Annotated in this window: 16 protein-coding genes; 6 read left to right on the top strand and 10 right to left on the bottom strand. The window is 73.5% G+C overall.

Features of this window, described 5'->3' with window-relative positions:
• Positions 1 to 9 precede the first annotated feature (9 nt).
• Both OG989_RS19830 and OG989_RS19825 read left to right on the top strand, forming a co-directional pair.
• Positions 10 to 3,714 (top strand): non-ribosomal peptide synthetase, encoded by a 3,705-nt coding sequence (locus OG989_RS19830; RefSeq protein ID WP_327028028.1) that lies wholly within the window; start codon positions 10 to 12, stop codon positions 3,712 to 3,714.
• Between the two features lie 69 nt (positions 3,715 to 3,783).
• Positions 3,784 to 4,614, top strand: a complete 831-nt coding sequence (locus tag OG989_RS19825; protein WP_151455061.1) for a peptidoglycan DD-metalloendopeptidase family protein — start codon at positions 3,784 to 3,786, stop codon at positions 4,612 to 4,614.
• Between the two features lie 135 nt (positions 4,615 to 4,749).
• Here OG989_RS19825 and OG989_RS19820 read toward each other — a convergent pair whose 3' ends face one another.
• Genes OG989_RS19820 through OG989_RS19810 form a run of 3 tightly spaced genes read right to left on the bottom strand, consistent with a single transcriptional unit; the run spans position 4,750 to position 7,776 of the window.
• Positions 4,750 to 5,445 (bottom strand): HAD-IA family hydrolase, encoded by a 696-nt coding sequence (locus OG989_RS19820; RefSeq protein ID WP_327028025.1) that lies wholly within the window; start codon positions 5,443 to 5,445, stop codon positions 4,750 to 4,752.
• A gap of 37 nt (positions 5,446 to 5,482) precedes the next feature.
• Positions 5,483 to 6,616 carry a Gfo/Idh/MocA family protein gene (locus OG989_RS19815; protein WP_151455063.1) on the bottom strand — a complete coding sequence of 378 codons (1,134 nt, stop codon included), beginning with the start codon at positions 6,614 to 6,616 and terminating at the stop codon, positions 5,483 to 5,485.
• Positions 6,613 to 7,776: a DegT/DnrJ/EryC1/StrS family aminotransferase gene (locus OG989_RS19810; RefSeq protein ID WP_327028023.1), complete on the bottom strand. Its 1,164-nt coding sequence runs from the start codon at positions 7,774 to 7,776 to the stop codon at positions 6,613 to 6,615. Before OG989_RS19810 ends, OG989_RS19815 begins: the two co-directional genes overlap by 4 nt.
• A 334-nt stretch (positions 7,777 to 8,110) precedes the next feature.
• On the opposite strand from OG989_RS19810, the gene OG989_RS19805 reads away from it, so the two are divergent.
• From OG989_RS19805 to OG989_RS19790, 4 genes are all read left to right on the top strand, one after another.
• Positions 8,111 to 8,542 (top strand): type II 3-dehydroquinate dehydratase, encoded by a 432-nt coding sequence (locus tag OG989_RS19805; RefSeq protein WP_327028021.1) that lies wholly within the window; start codon positions 8,111 to 8,113, stop codon positions 8,540 to 8,542.
• A 91-nt stretch (positions 8,543 to 8,633) separates the two neighbouring features.
• Positions 8,634 to 8,987 carry a DoxX family protein gene (locus tag OG989_RS19800; protein WP_151455066.1) on the top strand — a complete coding sequence of 118 codons (354 nt, stop codon included), beginning with the start codon at positions 8,634 to 8,636 and terminating at the stop codon, positions 8,985 to 8,987.
• A gap of 9 nt (positions 8,988 to 8,996) precedes the next feature.
• Complete coding sequence (locus OG989_RS19795) at positions 8,997 to 9,932, top strand: ROK family protein (RefSeq protein ID WP_327028018.1); 936 nt, start codon at positions 8,997 to 8,999, stop codon at positions 9,930 to 9,932.
• A gap of 12 nt (positions 9,933 to 9,944) precedes the next feature.
• The gene (locus OG989_RS19790; protein ID WP_151455068.1) at positions 9,945 to 10,505 is read left to right on the top strand and encodes an NADPH-dependent FMN reductase; all 561 of its coding nucleotides are present in this window, start codon (positions 9,945 to 9,947) and stop codon (positions 10,503 to 10,505) included.
• 145 nt (positions 10,506 to 10,650) lie between these two features.
• Here OG989_RS19790 and OG989_RS19785 read toward each other — a convergent pair whose 3' ends face one another.
• From OG989_RS19785 to OG989_RS19755, 7 genes are all read right to left on the bottom strand, one after another.
• Positions 10,651 to 12,156, bottom strand: a complete 1,506-nt coding sequence (locus tag OG989_RS19785; protein ID WP_327028016.1) for an MFS transporter — start codon at positions 12,154 to 12,156, stop codon at positions 10,651 to 10,653.
• Positions 12,153 to 13,967, bottom strand: coding sequence for an IucA/IucC family protein (locus OG989_RS19780; RefSeq protein ID WP_327028015.1), 1,815 nt, complete (start codon positions 13,965 to 13,967; stop codon positions 12,153 to 12,155). The genes OG989_RS19785 and OG989_RS19780 overlap by 4 nt, the downstream gene beginning before the upstream one ends.
• Entirely contained in the window at positions 13,964 to 14,539 is a 576-nt protein-coding gene (locus OG989_RS19775) for a GNAT family N-acetyltransferase (protein ID WP_327028014.1), read from the bottom strand. The genes OG989_RS19780 and OG989_RS19775 overlap by 4 nt, the downstream gene beginning before the upstream one ends.
• Positions 14,536 to 15,834 (bottom strand): lysine N(6)-hydroxylase/L-ornithine N(5)-oxygenase family protein, encoded by a 1,299-nt coding sequence (locus OG989_RS19770; RefSeq protein WP_327028013.1) that lies wholly within the window; start codon positions 15,832 to 15,834, stop codon positions 14,536 to 14,538. Before OG989_RS19770 ends, OG989_RS19775 begins: the two co-directional genes overlap by 4 nt.
• Before the next feature lie 28 nt (positions 15,835 to 15,862).
• On the bottom strand, positions 15,863 to 17,419 hold the full coding sequence (locus OG989_RS19765; protein ID WP_151455073.1) for a pyridoxal phosphate-dependent decarboxylase family protein: 1,557 nt from the start codon (positions 17,417 to 17,419) through the stop codon (positions 15,863 to 15,865).
• Positions 17,420 to 17,560: 141 nt separating this feature from the next.
• Positions 17,561 to 18,802 (bottom strand): MFS transporter, encoded by a 1,242-nt coding sequence (locus OG989_RS19760; protein ID WP_327028011.1) that lies wholly within the window; start codon positions 18,800 to 18,802, stop codon positions 17,561 to 17,563.
• Positions 18,799 to 19,509, bottom strand: a complete 711-nt coding sequence (locus tag OG989_RS19755; RefSeq protein ID WP_327028009.1) for a siderophore-interacting protein — start codon at positions 19,507 to 19,509, stop codon at positions 18,799 to 18,801. Before OG989_RS19755 ends, OG989_RS19760 begins: the two co-directional genes overlap by 4 nt.
• Between the last annotated feature and the right edge of the window lie 17 nt (positions 19,510 to 19,526).

The following is a 19,526-nucleotide window of genomic DNA, read 5'->3' as shown; positions in this document are numbered from 1 at the left end:
GGTTGACCCATGTCCGTCGGGCTCGTAGGTGCCCAGGCCCCGACCGCGGGTGTCGCGGGGCCCGACTTCGAGGCCCTCGACCTGATGGGTGACCTGCGCCGGCCGCTGGCGTGGCCGGCCCGGGCGGCGTCCGAGCTGCGTACGCTCGCGCTACCCGACCTGGCGGGCCCGGAGCCGGCGGGACTGGTGGTGCTGGCGGGCCTCGTCGGGGTGCTGGCCCGCTACACCGGTCAGGAGGAGGTGGCGCTCGGCCTGTCCTCGGGCGGGACGGTGCTGCGGGTGGGCGTGGCGGACGATCCGGCGTTCGGTGAGCTGGTGGGCCGGGTGCGTGCGGCGTGGGCCGCGCCGGCGGCGGGTGCGGGTGTGGTGGGCCCGGTGGCGGTCGACCTGGTCGACGGCCCGGTGCCCGGCGTGGGCCCGGAGACGGTGGACGTCGACCTGATGGTCAGCGTGGCCTCGGACGGGTCCGGGCTGCGGGCGGACCACACGGCGGAGGGCTTCTCCGCGGACTGGGTGCGGGGCCTGCTGAACCAGACCGTGACGCTGCTATCGGCCGGCGTGCGGGAACCCGAGGTCCCGCTGTCCGGGCTGCCGCTGCTGGGCGCGGCCGATCGGGAGCGGCTGCTCGCGTGGGGCCGGGGTCCGGTCCGCCCGGTGCCGGCCGAGCCGCTGCACGAGCTGGTGTTGGAGTGGGCGCGCCGCACGCCGGACGCGATCGCGGGCGTCGCCGACGGCGAGGTCGTCACGTACGCGGAACTGGCACGCCGTTCGGAGCTGCTCGCCCGCTACCTGCGCTCCGCCGGTGTCGGCGTCGGGGACGTGGTGTCGCTGGCGCTGGACCGCGGCATGTTGACCCTCGTCGCCACCCTGGCCGTGCTGCGGGCGGGCGCGGCGTACACGCCGATGGACGTGTCCTGGCCGGCGGAGCGGATGCGGCTGCTGCTGGCCGACCACGGCGCCCGGGTCGTGCTCACCGTCGGCGAGGTCGCCCCACGCATCCCGCGCCCGGACGGCGTCAAGGTGGTCGCCCTCGACGACGAGTGGTCCGCCGTGGAGGCGGCCGAAGCGGGCGAGCTGCCGGTCGTGGACGCCTCCCGGCCGGCGTTCGTGATCTACACGTCCGGCTCCACGGGCACGCCGAAGGGCGTCGTGCTGACCCACGACATGCTGACGAACTTCGTCACCTGGATGCGCGACGAGTGCGCGGTCGGCCCGGACAGCCGGATGCTGCACTGCTGCGCGCCGGTCTTCGACGTCGCCCTCGGCGAGATCTACACCGCGCTGACCTCCGGCGCCCGCGTCGTCGTCAGCTCCCGCGACGACCTGCTCGACGCCCGCCGGTTGACGGAGCTGATCGCGAAGGAGGAGACCACCCACGCGTTCTGCCCGCCCACCAACCTCGCCGCCGTGGACCCGGCCGACTGCCCGAGCATGTCCTGCGTGACCCTCGCCGGGGAGCCCGTTCCGCCGCGCATGGCGCAACGGTGGATCGCGGCCGGCGCGCGCCTGATCAACGCGTACGGGCCCGCCGAGGCCGCCGTGGCGTGCACGTGGTTCGACGCGTCGGCCGGCTGGAGCGGCGCGTACGTGCCGATCGGCTGGCCCATGCCCAACCGGCAGATCCGCGTCGTCGACGCCAACCTCGACCTCGTCCCCATGGGCGTGGCCGGCGAAATCCTCATCACCGGCGCCGGGGTCGCCGACAGTTACCTCAACCGACCCGAGCTGACCGCCCAACGGTTCGTCACCGACCCGTACGGCGGCGGGGTCGCCTACCGCACCGGCGACCTGGGCCGGTGGAACGCCTCCGGGGCGCTGGAGATCCTCGCCCGGATGGACCACCAGGTGAAGGTCAACGGGATCCGCATCGAGCTCGGCGAGATCGAGGCCGTCCTCGAACAGCACCCGGGCGTCGGCACGGCCGTGGTCGTCCGCCGCGAGGACCGGGGCGTCGCCCGGCTGGTCGGCTACGTGACCGGCCGCGACGGCCGCAAGCCGGCCGTGACCGAGCTGCGGGAGCACGCCTCGGGTGTGCTGCCCCCGTACATGGTCCCCGCCGTGATCATGGTCCTCGACCGGTTCCCCGTCGGCGGCACCGGCAAGATCGACAGGCGGGCGCTGCCGGAGCCGGGCCCGCAGCGCCCGGACCTCGGCGTGGACTACGTCGAGGCCGCCACCGACGAGGAACGTCTCGTGGCCGGAGTGTTTGCGACCGTCCTCGGCATCGACCGGGTCGGCACGCGGGACAGCTTCTTCGCCCTCGGCGGCACCTCCCTGCAGTCCGCCGCCGTCGCCGCGGCCGTCGACGAGGCCGCCGACGTCGTCGTACCCGTCTCGCAGATCCACCGCACGCCCACCCCGCACGGCCTGGCGCACTGGCTCACCACCGCGCCCCGCCGTCCCCCGGCCGAACCGGAACCGTCCGTCACCGGCCGTCCCGGCCCGGCCGGGCCCGTCCCGCTGACCCTGTCGGTCGGCAAGTTCGTCTGGCTCCCCTTCGACCTGGTCTGCCCGACCACCTGGTGGATCGAGGGCGAGCTGGACCTGCGCGCGCTGATGGCGGCGCTCGGCGACGTGCACCGCCGGCACGAGGCGCTGTACGCCCGCTACCGGCGGGTGGACCCCCCCGTGGCCGTCGTCCCACCGAAGCCGGGCATGCCGCAGCTGCGACTGCTCACCGACGCCACCAGCAAGCAGGAGGCCCTCGACCAGCTCGCCGAGGCCGTGCAGCAGCCGCTGGACTACACCCAGGGCCGCAACTGGCGGGCCGCGCTCATCCGCGACAGGTCGACCGGGCGCATCCTGTTCGGCATCGGCATCCACCACATCGCCTTCGACGGCTGGTCACACGCGCTGCTCGTCCGCGACCTCGGCCACGCCTACGCCGCCCGCCTGGCCGGCCGGGCGCCATGCTGGGACCGCCCCGCGCCCACGCTGCGCCAGTTCCACGACGAGCACACCCGCCTGCGGGCCGCCACCGACCTCGACGCGCAGCGCGACTACTGGCGCGAGCAGTTGCGCGGCCTCGCCCGCCAGGGCGAGGGCCGGCCGCAGTCGCTGCTGGAGCAGACCCCGACCTGGGGCCCTCGGACCGGGCACATCGTCACCGTCCCTCCGGAGGTGCTGGACCGCTGGGACCGGGCCGCCCGCGAACAGCGGTTCAGCCGCTCCACCTATTTCGCCGCCGCCTACGCCTCGGCGCTGCGCACCATCCACCAGCAGGACGACATCGCCCTGCTGATGATCGTCGCCCAGCGCGGCAGCCGGATCCTCGACTCCACCTTCACGAGCAGGATCACCTCCAACTGCCTGCGGGTCCGTTTCGACGGGCCGGAGAAGGACCTGATCCGAGCGGTCCAGCGCACCGCGGACGCGCTGATGGCCGCCCAGGACGTCTCCTTCGTGGAGATGACCGTCGACCCGGTCCTCGGCATGTCCCGCGAGGTGGCCAACAGCATGCCCTCGTTCGCCTACCAGGACAACGTGGTGCTGCCGCTGGAGCTGCCCGGCTGCCGGACCGAGGAGGTCGTCGAGCCGTACGCCCGGGAGTGGTCGGGTTCCTGCGTCGCCGAGGTGCTTCCCGGCGACGGGGGCGCCCTCCTGCGCGTCACCATCCGCACCGACCTGGTCCCGGCCCCCGTCGCCGAGATCCTGGCCACCGCCATGCTGCGCTTCCTGGAAGCCGGACCCGGGGCCGTCGACGGCGCGCACTGAGAGCGCTTCAGGGGCCCCTATCGACGTGTATCGCCACGGCTTCCGCCGGGGCTAGCATCACCGCTGTCGATGATGATCTATCGCCCGCCCCCGGCGGGCCAGTCGGAGGTGATTTCCCTGCGCCGCGTAACGCAGACCCTGATCGCTGTCCTGGTCTCCTGTTTGACCGTGGCCCTGTCGGCTGTGCCGGCACACGCCGCCGCCCAGGTCAGGGTGTACGTACCCAGTGGACTCCCGCTGAACATCCGCAATGCGCCGTCGGTGAGCGCAGCGGTGATCGGCAGTGTCCCCAACGGCAACACCGTCACCATCACCTGCCACGTCCGAGGGGACTCCGTCCAGGGTTTCGCCGGCGTCACCAACATCTGGAACAAGCTCTCGGGCGGCGGGTGGCTCACCGACGGATTCCTGGAGACCGGTTCGAACGGCCCGGTCGTCCCGCCCTGCGGCAGCTCTGCCCAGTTCAAGCTGCCGTTCCCTGCCGGACGCGCCTACCCGATCACCCAGGCGGCGGGCAGCAGCTTCTCCCACAACGACGTCTACAACCGGCACGCCATCGACTTCGGCATGCCGGTGGGCGTGCCGATCCTCGCGTCCGCCGCGGGCACCATCCGCTTCGAGGGCTGGGCGGGCGGCGGCGGGATCATGGCGCTCGTCGACCACGGCAACAACCGGTGCTCCCAGTACGCCCACCTGAGTGCCACGATCATCAACAACGGTGACCGCGTGGCGCAGGGACAGCGGATCGGCACCTCCGGGGCGACCGGCAACGTGACCGGCCCGCACCTGCACTGGAACATCGTCAACTGCGACACCCAGACCAGCCGCGAGATCCCCAACAGCGTCGAGGTCGGCACCAACTACGTGGTGGGTACGGCGCCGGTCAGCCGCAACGGCTGAACCGACCCGACCGGGCACACCGGACAGGCGGGCGGGGACTCCGGACGGTGTCCCGGCCCGCCTGTTCAGGGCGGGCCGGACGTGCACGACAGGTTCGGGTCGCGCCCGTCACGACGGGGAGCGGGCGGGCGGGTCTCAGTGGACGAGGGCCGCCGGGCAGTGCGCGAGCAGCTCCGTCGGGGCGTGCACGACCAGGTCGGGGCCGGCGGCGAGCAGCGCGGCGACGTCCCCGCCGTGCCAGGTGGTGGCCACCGCGGTCGCCCCGGCGTCCCGGCCGCTGAGCAGGTCGATGACCGCGTCGCCGACCATCATCGCCTGGCCGGGCGGCACGTCGAGGTGGCCGAGCGCCTGGAGCACGATGTCCGGGGCGGGCTTCGGGCGGGCCACCTCGTCGGAGCCGATCACCTGACCGAAGAGGCCCAGCACGCCGAGCTGGTCGAGCAGGGAGCGGGCCCGGGGGCCGGCCTTGCCGGTGGCGATCGCCATCCGGATCCCCCGGGAGTGCAGCGTCTCCAGGGTCTCCCGGACGCCGGGGAAGAGCGGCACCAGGTGGGCCATCCGGTAGCTCTCCCGGACGAACGGCTCCTCCATCTCCAGGGGCAGCCCCATCAGCCGCATGATGTCCGGGAAGTACCGGCCCATGTGCCGGTTGTACTCCTCGAACGGCGCCGGCCCGTCGCCCACCACCTCGGCGTACGCGATGCTGAACGCCTCACGCATGACGGCCGAGCTGTCGACGATGACGCCGTCGAGGTCGAACACGACCGCGCGGATCGGGCCGCGGCCCGGCGACGGCGGGGTCACCTCGACGGTGGACGATGGATGGCTCATGGCTGCTCCCGGAAGCGAGTGTGGCCGACGGTGGTTCTCACCGGTCGCGATGGCCCGCCAGCGCGTGCTGCCGCTCCGGCGCGGTGGGCCGGGCGGACTGGTAGATCCGTTCGATGATGTCGATGGTCCGGCGGGCCTCGGCGACGGCCGCGCCCCGCGACGCCGGGTCGGCGAGCAGCGCGGGCAGCTCGTCGAGCTGGCGGTCGTACTCGGCGCCGATCGGCTCCTCGGGCAGCGACAGCCGGACGGTCTCGCCGTCCCGGGTGCGGGTCAGCACCGGCGCCGGCTCCCGGTTGGGGCTGAAGCCGAACGTGCAGCGCAGCGTCGCCGATCCGGCGGCGCCGTGCACGGTGACAGTGGTGCGGTCCAGCGACTCGTGCGAGGCCCAGCAGGCGTGCAGGGCGACCGAGGTCCCCTCGGCGGTGAGCAGGAAGCCCCGGGCGGTGTCCTCGACGTCCCCGGGGGCGCGACCACCGGCGCCGGTGTCGCTGCGCCAGGCGGCGTGGGCGGCGCTGTCGTTGACGAAGTCGTCGGAGACGCTGCCGATGGCGTGGGTGACCCGGGTCGGGCCGAGCATCGGCAGCACCGTGTCGAGCAGGTGCCAGCCGAGGTCCACCAGCGCTCCCCCGCCGGAGAGGTCGCGCCGGGTGAACCAGCCGCCCGCGTCGGGCACCCCCCGGGCGCGGACCCAGGCCACGTCGACGTGCCGGATCGGGCCCAGCTCGGCGGCCACCCCGGTCAGGGCCCGGATGTCGGCCCGGTAGCGGGCGGCGCTGCCGGCCAGCAGCACCGCGCCGCCGTCGCGTTCCGCGTCGGCCAGCAGGGTCGCCTCGGCGGAGGTCAGGCAGACCGGCTTCTCCAGGAACACCGGTACGCCCCGGCGCAGCAGCCGGACCGCCACGGTGGCGTGCAGGTGGTTCGGTACGGCGACCACCACCAGGTCGACCGCCCCGGCGGGCAGGTCGTCGACGTCGGCGTACGCGGACGGAACGTCGTGGGTGGCGCGGGCCCGGTCGCGTACGCCGGGCTCCGGGTCGACCACGGCGGTCACCTCGAAGCCCGGATGCGCGGCGAGCCGGGGCAGCCAGATCTCCCGCCCGGCCCACCCGAGGCCGGCCACCGCGACCCGCACCGGTCGGTCGGGCGCGGCGGCCGGGGGCAGGGCCGTCATCCGGCGAGGACGTCGGCGAGCACGGCGGCGATCTCGTGCATCTGCTGCTCCGTGCCGAGCAGGGTGCGGTGGTGCAGCCAGATGCAGTCGGAGTGGATCTGCTCGACGTTGGGGCAGCGGGCCGCGATCGCCTCGACCGACTCGTCGGGGGCGCCGGCCTTCCAGAAGCCCTCGCACCGGTAGATCGCCCGGAACGCCACGAACGCCGGGACGCCCCGGGCGATGAGCGCGTCGACCACGGCGCGGCGGCGCTCGATGGTGATCCCGGGGACGCGGAACATCGCCATGTAGTGCGGGTTGCGGTCGGTACGGGGGTCGGTGGTCTGCGGAACCACGCCGGGGATCTCGGCGAGCAGGCTCGACAGCAGCGGCCAACGCTGCTCGCGCAGCGCGATCTGCTCGTCCAGGCGGGACAGCTGGGCGCGCAGCACGGCGGCGGTGAACTCGCCCATCCGGTAGTTCGAGCCGGTGGTGCCGTGCAGGTAGTCCCGGTCGGTGCGGGGCCGGCCGCAGCTGTGCACGAGGAACGCCCGCTCGCGCAGCTCCTCGTCGGGGAAGAGCACCGCCCCGCCCTCGCCGGCGGTCATCAGCTTGCCGTTCTGGAAGCTGAACGCGGCCACCGAGCCGAGCGCCCCGGACCGCTTGCCCTGCCACTGCGCGCCGTGGGCGTGCGCCGCGTCCTGGAGCACCGCCACCCCCGCGTCGGCGGCGAGCTTGTCCAGCGCGTCCATGTCGGCGAACTGACCGGCCATGTGCACCGGCATGACGACCTTGGTGCGGGGGGTGATCGCGGCCTCGACGGCGGCCGGGTCGATGCAGTAGGTGTCGAGGTCGACGTCGACCGGCACGGCGACCGCGCCGAGGCGCTGCGCGGCCAGCGAGGACGAGATGAACGTGAAGGCCGGGACGATCACCTCGGTGCCCGGCCCGACGCCGAGCACCTCCAGGGCGACCTCGAGGGCGTGGGTGCCGTTGGTGACGGCGAGCGCGTGCGGCGTGCCGTGGTAGTCACCGAACTCCTTCTCGAAGGAGTCGACCTCGCTGCCGCCCATCCGCCACCACTGCCCCTGTTCGAGGGCGCGGATCAGTCCGGCGCGCTCCTCGTCGCCGAACTGCGGCCACTCGGGGAACTCCGACACCGTCGAGGGCTGACCACTCATGACTTCCCACTTCCCAACTCGGGCAGACCAGGGGCTTCGCCGGACCATCGGGCGGGACGACCGGGTACCGCCGGCACGCGGTCCGGGCGCACCGGGGCGCCGATGGCCGGTTCGAGGTAGGTGACGCTTCCGTTGGAGCCGGCGGCGTCGCTTCGGCAGGGAGGACGGTAACCGAAGCGGACGCGCGGTCACCGCCCCTAACAGCCCCTAGCCACCCCTTAGTCCGCCGCGCCACGGCCACCGCCGGTTCGCCCGACGTCGCGGGCGTAGTAAGACTGCGGTGGACCAGTCATCGGGCCTTGTCGGGACAGGGCCACGCCCCGCGAGGTGAAGCGTGTCGGACGTGTTGCTGCTGAACGGCCCGAACCTGGGCATCCTCGGCCGACGGGAGCCGGAGATCTACGGCACCGACACCCTGGACGACATCGAACGGGCCGTCGGCGAGGAGATCGCGGAACGGGGCTGGCGGGTGGTGGCCCAGCAGCACGACTGCGAGGGCGCCATGATCCGCGCCATCCAGGACAACTACGACACCGTGGGCGCCATCGTCAACCCGGGCGCCCTGATGATCGCGGGCTGGAGCCTGCGCGACGCGCTGGCCAACTATCCCCGGCCCTTCGTCGAGGTGCACCTGTCCAACGTCTGGGCCCGGGAGAGCTTCCGGCACGACTCGGTGATCGCCCCGCTGGCCAGCGGCGTCATCGTCGGGCTCGGGTCGCTGGGCTACCGCCTGGCCGCCCGCGCCCTCGCCGCGACCGTCCGATGACGACCCGTCACCGCGCCGTCCGGCCCGATCGGCGTCGATGCGCCAGCGGTACGGTCGTCCGCACGTTCCGACTCTTCCCGAAGGACATCACGTGCACATTCCCATCCTCGTCCTGACCCTCATCCTCGCCGCGGTGTTCCTGGGCACCGCCGTGCCGAAGCTCACCGGGCAGGCGCAGATGCGCGAGCGGATGGACCACCTCGGCGTCTCGCCCGGGCTGACGCGCCTGCTCGGGGTGCTGGAACTCGCCGCGGTCGCCGGGCTGCTGCTCGGCCTGCTCTGGGCGCCGCTGGGCATCGCGGCGGCGATCGGCCTCGCCCTGCAGATGGTGGGCGCGGTGGTCTACCACGCCCGCGCGAAGGACCCGGCCCCGATGACCCTGACGCCGGTGATCTTCGCGGTGGCAGCCGTCGCGCTCGTGGTCCTGCACGTGCTTGAGGGCTGAGGCGCGGGCGTGACCGGTCCGCAGCGGGGCGACGGCGTGCTCGGTGTCGACGTCGGCGGCACCAAGGTGGCGCTGCGCGCGGAGGCGCCCGGACGGCCGGCGTACGACCGGACCTTCCGCTGGCCACGCGGCGCCGACCCGGCCGCGGACCTGGCCGCGCTGGCCGCCGAGGCGGACCGGCTGCGCGAGGTGTGGGGACCGGTGGGTGCGGTCGGGGTGGCGATGCCGGCGACCACGGACCCGGCGGGCACCGTCACCACCTGGCCCGGCCGGCCCGGTTGGGCGGGGCTGGACCTCGCCGGTGCGCTGCGCCGCCTCTTCCCCGACGCGGCGACGGCCGTCGCCGACGACGGTGACCTCGCCGCGCTGGCCGAGGCCCGGCACGCCGGCCGGGACGACGTGGTCTACCTGGGCGTCGGCACCGGGATCGGCGGCGGCGTGGTGCTGGCGGGGCGCTCGGTGCCCGGCCGCTCCTCCGCCGAGATCGGTCACATGGTCGTCGCCCTCGACGGCGAGCGCTGCGACTGCGGCCGGCGCGGCTGTCTCCAGTCGATCGCGTCCGGCCCGGCCACCCTGCGCCGGGCGGGCGCCGGCCGCGGCGCCGAGGTGAGCTTCGACGACCTGCGGGCGGGGCTCGACGAGCGCCGGCCGTGGGCGGTGGAGGCGGTCGACGCGAGCTGCCGGGCGCTGGCGGCGGCGGTCGTGAGCCTCGGCGAGCTGCTGGACCCGGCGCTGGCGATCGTCGGCGGCGGGTTCGCCGCCGGTCTGCCCGACTTCGTGCCGCTCGTGGCCGAGCGGGCCCGCGCCGCCGGCCGGCCCGGGCGGCCGGCGCCACCGGTACGGGCCGCCGCCCTGGGCGGATTGTCGTCCCTGCACGGCGCGGTGGAGCTGGCCCGTGGCCTGACCGGCCCGCCGGCCCCCGTGCGTTCCATAACCACCCGGTAAAGGAGATCAGCCATGGTCAGGATCGGTGTCATCGTCGGCAGCACGCGGCCCGGCCGCAAGGCCGACGCCGTGGCCCGCTGGGTGACCGACGTCGCCGCCAAGCGGGGCGACGCCACGGTCGAGCTGGTCGACATCGCCGACCACGACCTGCCGCACTTCGACGAGGTGCTGCCGCCGTCGATGGCGCCGTCGAGGCGCCCCGCCGTACGCCGCTGGGCGTCGACGATCGCCGGGTTCGACGGCTTCGTCTTCGTCACCCCGGAGTACAACCACTCGATCCCGGGCGCGCTGAAGGACGCCGTCGACTTCCTGTTCAAGGAGTGGCAGCACGCCTCCGCCGGCCTGGTCAGCTACGGCGTGCACGGCGGCACGCGGGCGGCGGAGCACCTGCGGCTGGTGCTCGGGCAGCTCGGCGTGGCCGACGTCCGGTCCCAGGTCGCGCTCTCCCTGACGACGGACTTCGTCAACTTCCGTGACTTCCGGCCGGCGGCGCACCACGAGCAGGCCCTCAACACCATGCTCGACGAGGTGGTCGCCTGGGCCGGCGCACTGCGGACGCTCCGCCGGCCCTGACGTCGACGCGGTCGGGCCGGGCCCCGGCACCGTCCGGCCCTGACGCCGGCACCGTCCGGCCCCGGACGTCGACGCGGTCGGGCCGGACGCCGACGCCGCGGCTGGCGGCGTCGGCTCGCCGGAGCGGAACGGGGCGGGTCGGCGCTCAGCCGGCCCGCTCGGCGCGGCGCAGCAGCGCGGCGGCCACGCAGCCGCCCGCGAAGACGGCCACGGCACCGACCGTCTGCCCGGTCTCCAGGGCGGAGCGGAACGCGTCGGAGACCAGCGCGCGCTCCGACTCGCTGCGCGCGGCGGCCAGCGCGGCGGGGAACGAGCCGGCGCCGGCCACGGCGGCGGGCAGCAGCGCGGCGAAGCGGGCGTTGAGGATCGCGCCCAGCACGGCGACGCCGAGGCTGCTGCCGACCTCCGTCATGGTGCCGTCCACGCCCGCGCCCGCCCCGGCCTTCTCCGGCGGGATGGCGCTCATCACGGCCTCGACGATGGCCGGGTTCGCCACGGCGCAGCCGGCGCCCATCACCAGCAGGCCCGGCAGCAGCACCCCGTAGCCGTCCGACGGGGCGTGGGTGATCAGGGCGAGACCGGCGGCGAGCAGCGTCATGCCGAGGGCGATCGAGTACGCCAGCCCGAGCCGGTGGATCACCCGCGTGGCGACGCCGCCCACGTTCAGCAGGACGATGGAGAGCGCGAACGGCATCATCCGCAGCCCCGCCTCCCAGGCCGGGTAGCCGCGGACGAACTGGAGGTGCTGGGTGAGCAGGAACAGCGCGCCGGTGGCGCCGAAGGTGATCAGGACGACGCCGGAGACCGCGCCCACGAAGCGGGGGTTGCGGAAGAAGTGCATGTCCAGCATGGGGTCGGCGACCCGCCGTTCCCAGGCCACGAAGGCGGCGAGCAGGAGCACCCCGGTCACCGCCGCGACGAGCACCGGGGTGGCGGCCCAGCCGTGTTCCGGCCCGGCGATGATCGCGTAGACGACCGCGGTCAGGCCGGCCGTGGAGAGCAGCACCCCGCCCAGGTCGAGGCGGCCGCCGGCCGGCTGGCGCGACTCCGGCACCAGCGCCCACGCCGCCACCAGGCAGACCAGCACGATCGGGACGTTGACCAGGAAGATCGCCCCCCACGGCAGGTGGGCGAGGACGAGCCCACCGAAGGGCGGCCCGGCCGCGAAGCCCAGCGCGCTCGCCGCCGCCCAGAGGCCGATCGCCCGGGACCGCTCGGCGTCGTCGAAGACCTGCATCGCCACCGCGAGGGTGGCGGTGACCAGCAGCGCGCCGCCGATTCCCATGCCGGCCCGGGCCGCGATGAGCTGGCCGCTGGACTGGGCGAGCCCGGCGGCCAGCGACCCGAGCCCGAACAGCACGAGGCCGGCCAGCAGCATCCGGCGGCGACCGTACCGGTCGGCGGCGCTGCCCGCGGTGAGCAGCAGTCCGCACTGGACCAGCGCGTACGCGTTGATCATCCACTGCACGTCGGCGGTGCTGGCGGCCAGCTCGGTCGTGAGCACGGGGATCGCCACGGTCAGCACCGTGTTGTCGAGCACCACGGTGACCTGGGCGAGGCAGAGCACGGCGAGGATCAGCCACCGGCCCCGCACCCGACCGTCCGCGCCGCCGGCCGGCGCCCCGCCGGGGGGCGCGAGCGTCGTCGTCATCGGGCGGCCGGGGCGAAGCCGGCGATGGGGTTGGTCAGGGTGCCGACCAGTTGCAGCGCGGCCGACGGGTCGGCGAGGTCGACCATCTGCTGGTTGTTGCGCAGCTGGAGCCGGTTCAGGCAGGACAGCGCGAACTCCGGGGCGAACAGGTCGTAGCGCCGCAGCCGCTCGGCCAGGTGCGGGACGCTGTCGGCGTAGTCGGCGGCGCACCCGGCGACCGTCCGCCAGAAGGTCTCCTCGTCCAGGACGCCCTCGGTGACGAGGATGGCGCTGAGGTAGCGCAGGAAGCCGTCGAAGACGTCGGTGAAGATGGAGAGCAGCTTCATGTCCTCCGGCACGTCGGCCCTGACCCGTTCGACCAGCGGGGGCAGGTCGGCGTCCGGGTCCATCACCACGATCTCCTCGGCGATGTCCTTGAAGATCGCCCGCTCGACCGTGCCGCCGTCGAGGACGAGGATGACGTTTTCGCCGTGCGGCATGAACGCCAGGTCGTGGGCGTAGAAGCTGTGCAGCAGCGGGGTGAGGTAGGCGTCGAGGTAGCGGCGCAGCCACACCTGCGGCGCCAGCCCCGACCGGGCGATGAGCGCGGCGGCGAACGAGCGGCCCTCGCGGTCGGTGTGCAGCAGGGACGCCATGGTGGCCAGTCGCCGGCCCGGCTCCAGCGCGGGCACCGGGCTCTCCCGCCACAGGGCCGCCAGCATCTTGCGGTACGGCGAGTACCGGTCGGTCGCCGCCTCGTACTCCAGGTGCCGGTACCCGACGGCAGCCCGCTCGCGGATGATCGTCAGCCCGGTGCGCTTGAGGACCTCGTCGCCGTCGATCAGCTCGGCGAGCCAGTCGTTGATGGCCGGGGTGGCCGCCATGTACGCGGCCGACAGCCCGCGCATGAAGCCCATGTTCAGCACGGACAGCGCGGTCTTGACGTAGTGCCGGGACGGGTCGGTGACGTTGAAGAAGGTGCGGATGGACTGCTGGGCGAGGTATTCGTCGGGACCGGGGCCGAGGCACACGAGCCGGCGCTGCGCCACCTCGGCGGCGAACGTGACGGAGATCCGGTTCCACCACTGCCACGGGTGCACCGGAATGAGCAGGTAGTCGGCCGGGTCGAGGCCGAGCCCGGTCAGGGTGTCGGCGAACCCGGCGCGGGTCTCCTCGTCGAGCTCGGCGCGGATCAGGGTGTCGTAGTCGAGGTCGGCGGCGCAGCTGAAGCTCGTCCGGTCGCGGTGCCCGGCCACCCAGAGCAGCCGCAGCGGGCGGCCGGCCTCCGGGGCGTACGCCCGGTATTCGTCGATGCCGAAGCCGATGCGGCCGTTGTTGGCGACGAAGCCCGGGTGGCCCTCGGTCATCTGGGTCTCGATGGCCTGGAAGTCCGCGTCGGCGAGCTCGGCGGCGCTGACCGCCGGCTTGTCGAGCTTGTACGCGGTGCTGGCCAGCGTGGAGCTGATCTCCTCCAGGTAGACGGGGAGGATCTGGTCGCTCAGCCCGAGCGCCCCGCGCAGGTCGAGGCAGAACTCCAGGGCGTCCAGCGGCAGCTCGGCGTCGCCGCGGTGGCGGGTGATGCTGTCGGCGTCGATGCGCCAGTGGTCCAGGGCCAGCAGGCTCGCGGTGAACCGGTAGACGACCTCGCCGTCGTCGCCGCGCACCTGGTACCGCCGCTCCCCCGTCAAGGATGCCGCCTGGTCCGCGTCGAGCGGCTCGGGCGCGAGCAGGCGCTCGTGGGCGAACTCGGCCAGCGCCTTGCGGACCAGCAGCCGGTTGGCGTGCGCCCAGTTGGCGGGCGTCAGGTGGGCCACGGATGCGAGCGGGTTCACGCGGGCACGTCTCCTCGGGTTGCGGCGTGGAACTGGTCACGGGTGCAGACGCTGAGCAGCGCGTCCTTCTCGGGCTTGCGGATCGGGCCCACCACGGTGAAGCCGACGGCCGCGTTGAGCGCGTGCACCGCCGTGTTGCGCACGTCGGGCTCCACGACGACGCGGCGGGTGGCCGGGTCGGCGAAGAGCCACGCCATCACCGTCGTGATCACCGCCCGGGTGAAGCCGTGCGCCGGGGCGTCGGCGGGGGCGCAGAGGAAGTGCATGCCGACGTCGCCGTCGGCCGCGTCGTACAGGCCGACGAGCTCGACGTGGGCGGGGTCGTACCGCTCGGCGAGGAAAGCCGGTCGGCCCTCGTGCAGGCCGAGGAACGCGTCGTGGTGCGGGTGCGCGGCGATCCGCCGGTACTCCTCGGCGACCCGGGCCACGTCGGCGTCCTGCATGAGCCAGAACGCCGCCTTCGGGTGGGTCACCCAACGGTGCAGCAGCGGCGCGTCGGCGTCCGGGTCGAGCGTACGCAGGGCGAACTCGCCGAGCCGGCCGTCGGCGCGGCGGTGCACGACCTCGGTCACGACGCGGCCCCGGCCGGCACGCCGAACTCCTGGAAGGCGATGCCCTTCTCGATCGGGTAGTGCTCGCGGCCCAGCAGCTCGCGGATGATCCACGAGTTGCGGTACGGGCCCATGCCCAGGTCGGGCGAGGTGACGCTGTGCGTGTGGGTGCCGGCGTTCTGAAGGAAGATGCCCCGGCCGGTGTGGTCGATGCTGTAGTTGCGGGCCACGTCGAAGCGCCCGTGCGCGTCCCAGCGGATCCGGTCGCGCACCGGCTCCAGGAACTCCGGGACCCGGTAGTGGTAGCCGGTCGCCAGCACCAGCCCCTCGGTGTCCAGCGTGAAGTCGCGCTCCTGCTCGACGTTGCGCAGCCCCAGCGTGTACGTCCCGCTCGACTCGTCGTGGGTGGCGGTGGTCAGCGCGGTGTTGGTCAGTAGCCGGGTGCGGACCGGGCCGGGGATGCTCTTGGCGTAGAGCAGGTCGTAGATCTCGTTGATCAGGTCGGCGTTGATGCCCTTGAACAGCCCCTTCTGCTCGGACTCCAGCCGGTAGCGGGTGGACTCCGGCAGGGCGTGGAAGTAGTCCACGTAGTCCGGCGAGGTCATCTCGAGGGTGAGCTTGGTGTATTCGAGGGGGAAGAACCGGGGCGAACGGGTCACCCAGTTGAGCTGGTAGCCGCACGTGTCGATGTCGCCGAGCAGGTCGTGGTAGATCTCGGCCGCGCTCTGCCCGCTGCCGACCACGGTGATGCTCCGCTTCGCGCGCAGCGCCGCCCGGTGCTCCAGGTACCGCGAGTTGTGGATCGCGTCGCCGCCGAGCCCCGCGCAGGCCTCCGGCACGTACGGCGGGGTGCCGGTGCCGAGCACCAGGTGCCGGGCCCGGTAGGTGACCGACCCGCCCGTGGCCGTCACCGTGGCCGTGACGGTGTAGTGCTCGTCGGCCGGGTCGAATTCGACCGCCGTGACCTGCTGACCGAACCGGACGCTGCCCAGCTTGCCGGCGGCCCAGCGGCAGTAGTCGTCGTACTCGCTGCGCAGCGGGAAGAAGCTCTCCCGGATGTAGAACGGGTACAGCCGCCCGGACTCCTTGAGGTAGCTCAGGAAGGAGTACGGCGAGGTCGGGTCGGCGAGCGTGACCAGGTCGGCGATGAACGGCGTCTGGAGCCGGGTCGACTCCAGCAGCATCCCGGGATGCCAGCTGAAGGTGTCCCGCGCCTCCAGGAAGATTCCGTCGAGCTCGTCGATCGGCTCGGTCAGGCAGGCCAGGCCCAGGTTGTACGGGCCCAGCCCGACGGCGATGAAGTCGTGCGTCGACATGCGGTTCTCCAGAGCGGGGGGCGGATCGTCAGCCGACGGGGCAGGACAGCTCGGCGGTGGTCCTGGTCTGGGCGTACCAGCCGGCGTGTTCGGCGAGGAGGTCGAGGACGTGGGCGATGTCGTCCATCGTGGTCTCGGGGTTGAGCAGGGTGAGCTTGAGGTAGTGCGCGCCGTCGACCTTGGTACCGGCGACGAGCCCGGCGCCGGAGGCGGCCAGCGCCTCGCGGGCGTACAGGTTGGCGTCGTCGACGACCTCCCGGCCGGCGGCGGCCGGCAGGTAGCGGAAGACCACGGTGCTCAGCTGCGAGCGGGTCACCACCTCGAAGCGGGGGTCCCCGCTGAGCAGCTGCCACGCGGCGGCGGCCCGGTCGACCACCTCGTCGAAGAGCTCGCCGATCGCGTCCGGCCCCATGATCCGCAGGGTCAGCCAGAGCTTGAGGGCGTCGAATCGGCGGGTGGTCTGGATGCTCTTGTCGACCTGGTTGGGGATGCGCTGCTCGACCATCCGCGCCGGGTTGAGGTAGTCGGCGTGCCAGGTGGCGTGCCGCAGCACGCGCCGGTCGCGCACCAGCAGTGCGCTGGAGCTGACCGGCTGGAAGAACGACTTGTGGTAGTCGACGGTGACCGAGTCGGCCCGCTCGATGCCGTCGAGCAGGTGCCGCCGGGTCGGCGACACCAGCAGCCCGCAGCCGTACGCGGCGTCGACGTGCAGCCACACGCCGGCGGCGGCGCAGATGTCGGCGATCTGCGGCAGCGGGTCGATGGTGCCGAAGTCGGTGGTGCCACCGGTGGCGACGACGGCCATCACCACCAGCCCCTCCTCCCGGCACCGGGCGATCTCCCGGGCCAGGTCGGCGGTGCGCATCCGCCGGTCGGCGTCGGTGGGCACGGTGACCACCGCGTCGGCGCCGAGGCCGAGCAGCTTGGCCGCCTTCTGCACGCTGAAGTGACCGGCCGCCGAGGTGAGGATGCGCAGTCGCGACAGCAGCTCCGGGCGGGACTGCCGCTCGGTCGCCCGGCCGACCAGGTTCGCGCAGGTCTCCTCGCGGGCCAGCAGCATCGCCTGGAGGTTGGACTGGGTGCCGCCGCTGGTGAAGATGCCGTCGGCGGCCGGCCCCAGCCCGATCCGGTCGGCCGTCCAGTCGATGAGCCGACGCTCGATCAGGGTGCCGCCGGCGCTCTGGTCCCAGGTGTCCAGCGAGGAGTTCACGGCGCTGAGCACCGCCTCGCCGAGCAGCGCGGGGATCACCACCGGGCAGTTGAGGTGCGCGAGGTAGCGGGGGTGGTGGAAGTAGACGGCGTCGCGCAGGTAGACGTCGTGCAGCTCGTCGAGCGCGGCGCCGCTGTCGCCCAGCGGCCGGTCCAGGTCGATGCCGGCGATCCGCGGCACCAGCTCGTCCGGTGTCACGCCGGTGAACGGCCGGTCCACCTCGGCCATCCGGGTCGCGACCCGGCCGATCCCCTCGGCCAGCACGCGCCGGTAGTCCTCCACCGTGCCGGCGGTGAAGAGGTGGGCGCGGGCGCCGTCGGAGGCGGGGGTCACCCCGGTCGAAGGCACCTGGACGGTGGATCCGGGCAGGCTCATGCGGGTCCTCAACGGTCGGGAATGGACGGTACGGCGGGATGGCGGGACGTCACCATCCGCCCGCAGTCGGTGATCGAGCGAGCTTAGGTTACCCTAACCTAAGGATGTGTCAACATCGTTGCCCACATTGAGCGATATCACTCAGCCGGACACCTTCGACAACTCGCGCTCCCCCGGCGCCACAACGGATCGGGGCGGGAACCGCCGCTGGTGCCCGAGGCCCAGCGCGACGCCCAGCGCCACCAGGACGACGGAGGCCACCGCGACCGCGGGATAGCCGAACACCTCGGCCGCGGCCAGCGCGACGGAGGCCGCCACGAACGAGCAGACCAGCCCGAACGACGACAGCACCGTGAAGTCCGTACCGCCCGTGCCGGGCCGGGAATAGTCCATGTTGACCGTGTAGAGCACGACGTTGGCGATCGTGTAGGCGGCCATGAAGCAGCAGAGCGCGGCGACCGTCCCGGCGAGCGGGGCCCGGCCGTTCAGCAACGGCAGCAGCATCGCCGTGGACAGCGCGAGCGCCACTCCCCCGGCGACGAGCACGCGGCCCCGCCCGAACCGGCCGATCGCGGCCCCGGAGACCAGACCGGCCACGATGGCCGGCAGGCTGGTCACCACGCCGGTCACCACGCCGATGCGCGCCAGGGACCAGTCCGCGTCCACCAGGGCCGGTGTCACCAGGGCGTACGTCGCGCCCGCGCCGATGTAGACCAGCGGCACCACGCCGAAGGTCCACCGGCGGCAGCCGGGCTGGCTCAGCACCGACAGCAGCGCCCGGTACGCCGCACCGGCGCTTTCGACGCGGTCGGTGCGGTCCGGCTCGCGGAACCGCCACACCACCAGCAGGCCGACGGCGGTCAGGGCGGCGAGCAGCAGGATCGCGGGCGCCCACCCGAAGCGGTCGTAGACGACCACGCAGGCGCCGCCGCCGAGCAGGTTGCCGACGTAGCTCGCGGCGACCTGGATGCCGTTGCCGGTACCCCGCGAGCGCTCGGAGAGCAGCCGGACGGCGACGGCGTCGACGGCGATGTCCTGCGTCGCGGAGAGGAACACGTACGCGACGCAGATCGCGACGACCGGCCCGAGCTGCGCGGCCGGGCGGTCGAACGGCAGCAGCGCCAGCAGGGCCAGCACCAGGCCGCCCTGGAGCACCAGCAGCCAGGACCGGTAGTGACCACGGTGGCGGGAGCCGTACCGGTCGAGGACGGGCGCCCAGAGGAACTTGATCGGCCAGACCAGGCCGACGAACTGCAACAGCGCCAGCGTGTCGAGGGAGGTGCCGCCGTCTCGCAGGATGGCGGTCAGCCCGACGGTGATGAAGCCGATGCCGAGGTACTGCGTGACGTAGAGCGCGGTCAGCGTGCCGAGCCGACCTCTCACCGGGCGCTCCAGTAGGCCAGCGAGGTGAGCTGGTGCTTGCCGACGCCCAGGTTCCGCCGCACGTGCTTGGTGATGCCGCGCGTGCTGGCCGCCTCGCAGGCCACCCAGTAGTGGGCGTCCTCGGCGGCGGGCAGGGCCGCGCAGACCGTCTCGACCAGGTGCTGGCCCTCGTCGCGGCGCGGCACCCAGGTGACCTGGTGCCTGGCGTGGGCGCGCGGCGCCAGCTCCTTCTCGCCCTCGTGGGCGTACTCCAGCCAGACCGTCGCCGGGGTGTCGGGGGACGCGGCGAGCAGGCTGTTCACCGCCGGGAGCGAGGCGGCGTCGCCCACCAGGTACAGGTGCTGCGGGGCGGGGTCCGGCAGGGTGAAGGCGGTGCCCTGCACGGTGGCCTCGATGGTGTCGCCGACCTGGGCGGCGGCGGCCCACCGGGCGGCGCATCCGTCGTGGATGGCGAACTCCAGGTCGAAGCGGCCGGTCTCCGGGTCGGGATCGACGAGGGTGTACGCGCGCTGGTGCGGCTTGCCGTCGTTGTCGAACCACAGCCGCACCCACATGGTGGGGTGCACGCCGCACGCCTCCAGCAGCCCGCCGCCGTCCATGCGCAGTCGACGGTAGCGCTCGCCGACGGCCTCGGTGCCGAGCACGGTCAGCCGGAATTCGCGGCCGCCCATCGCCTTGAGCACCAGGGCTTCCCAGTTTCGCTTCACGCGCCCCTCCAGGTAAG

Origin of the sequence: Micromonospora sp. NBC_01740 (assembly GCF_035920365.1) — a bacterium.
Lineage (GTDB): Bacteria > Actinomycetota > Actinomycetes > Mycobacteriales > Micromonosporaceae > Micromonospora > Micromonospora reichwaldensis.
Note: the sequence above shows the minus strand (reverse complement) of the source record. Positions and strands in the feature narration are given on the sequence as shown.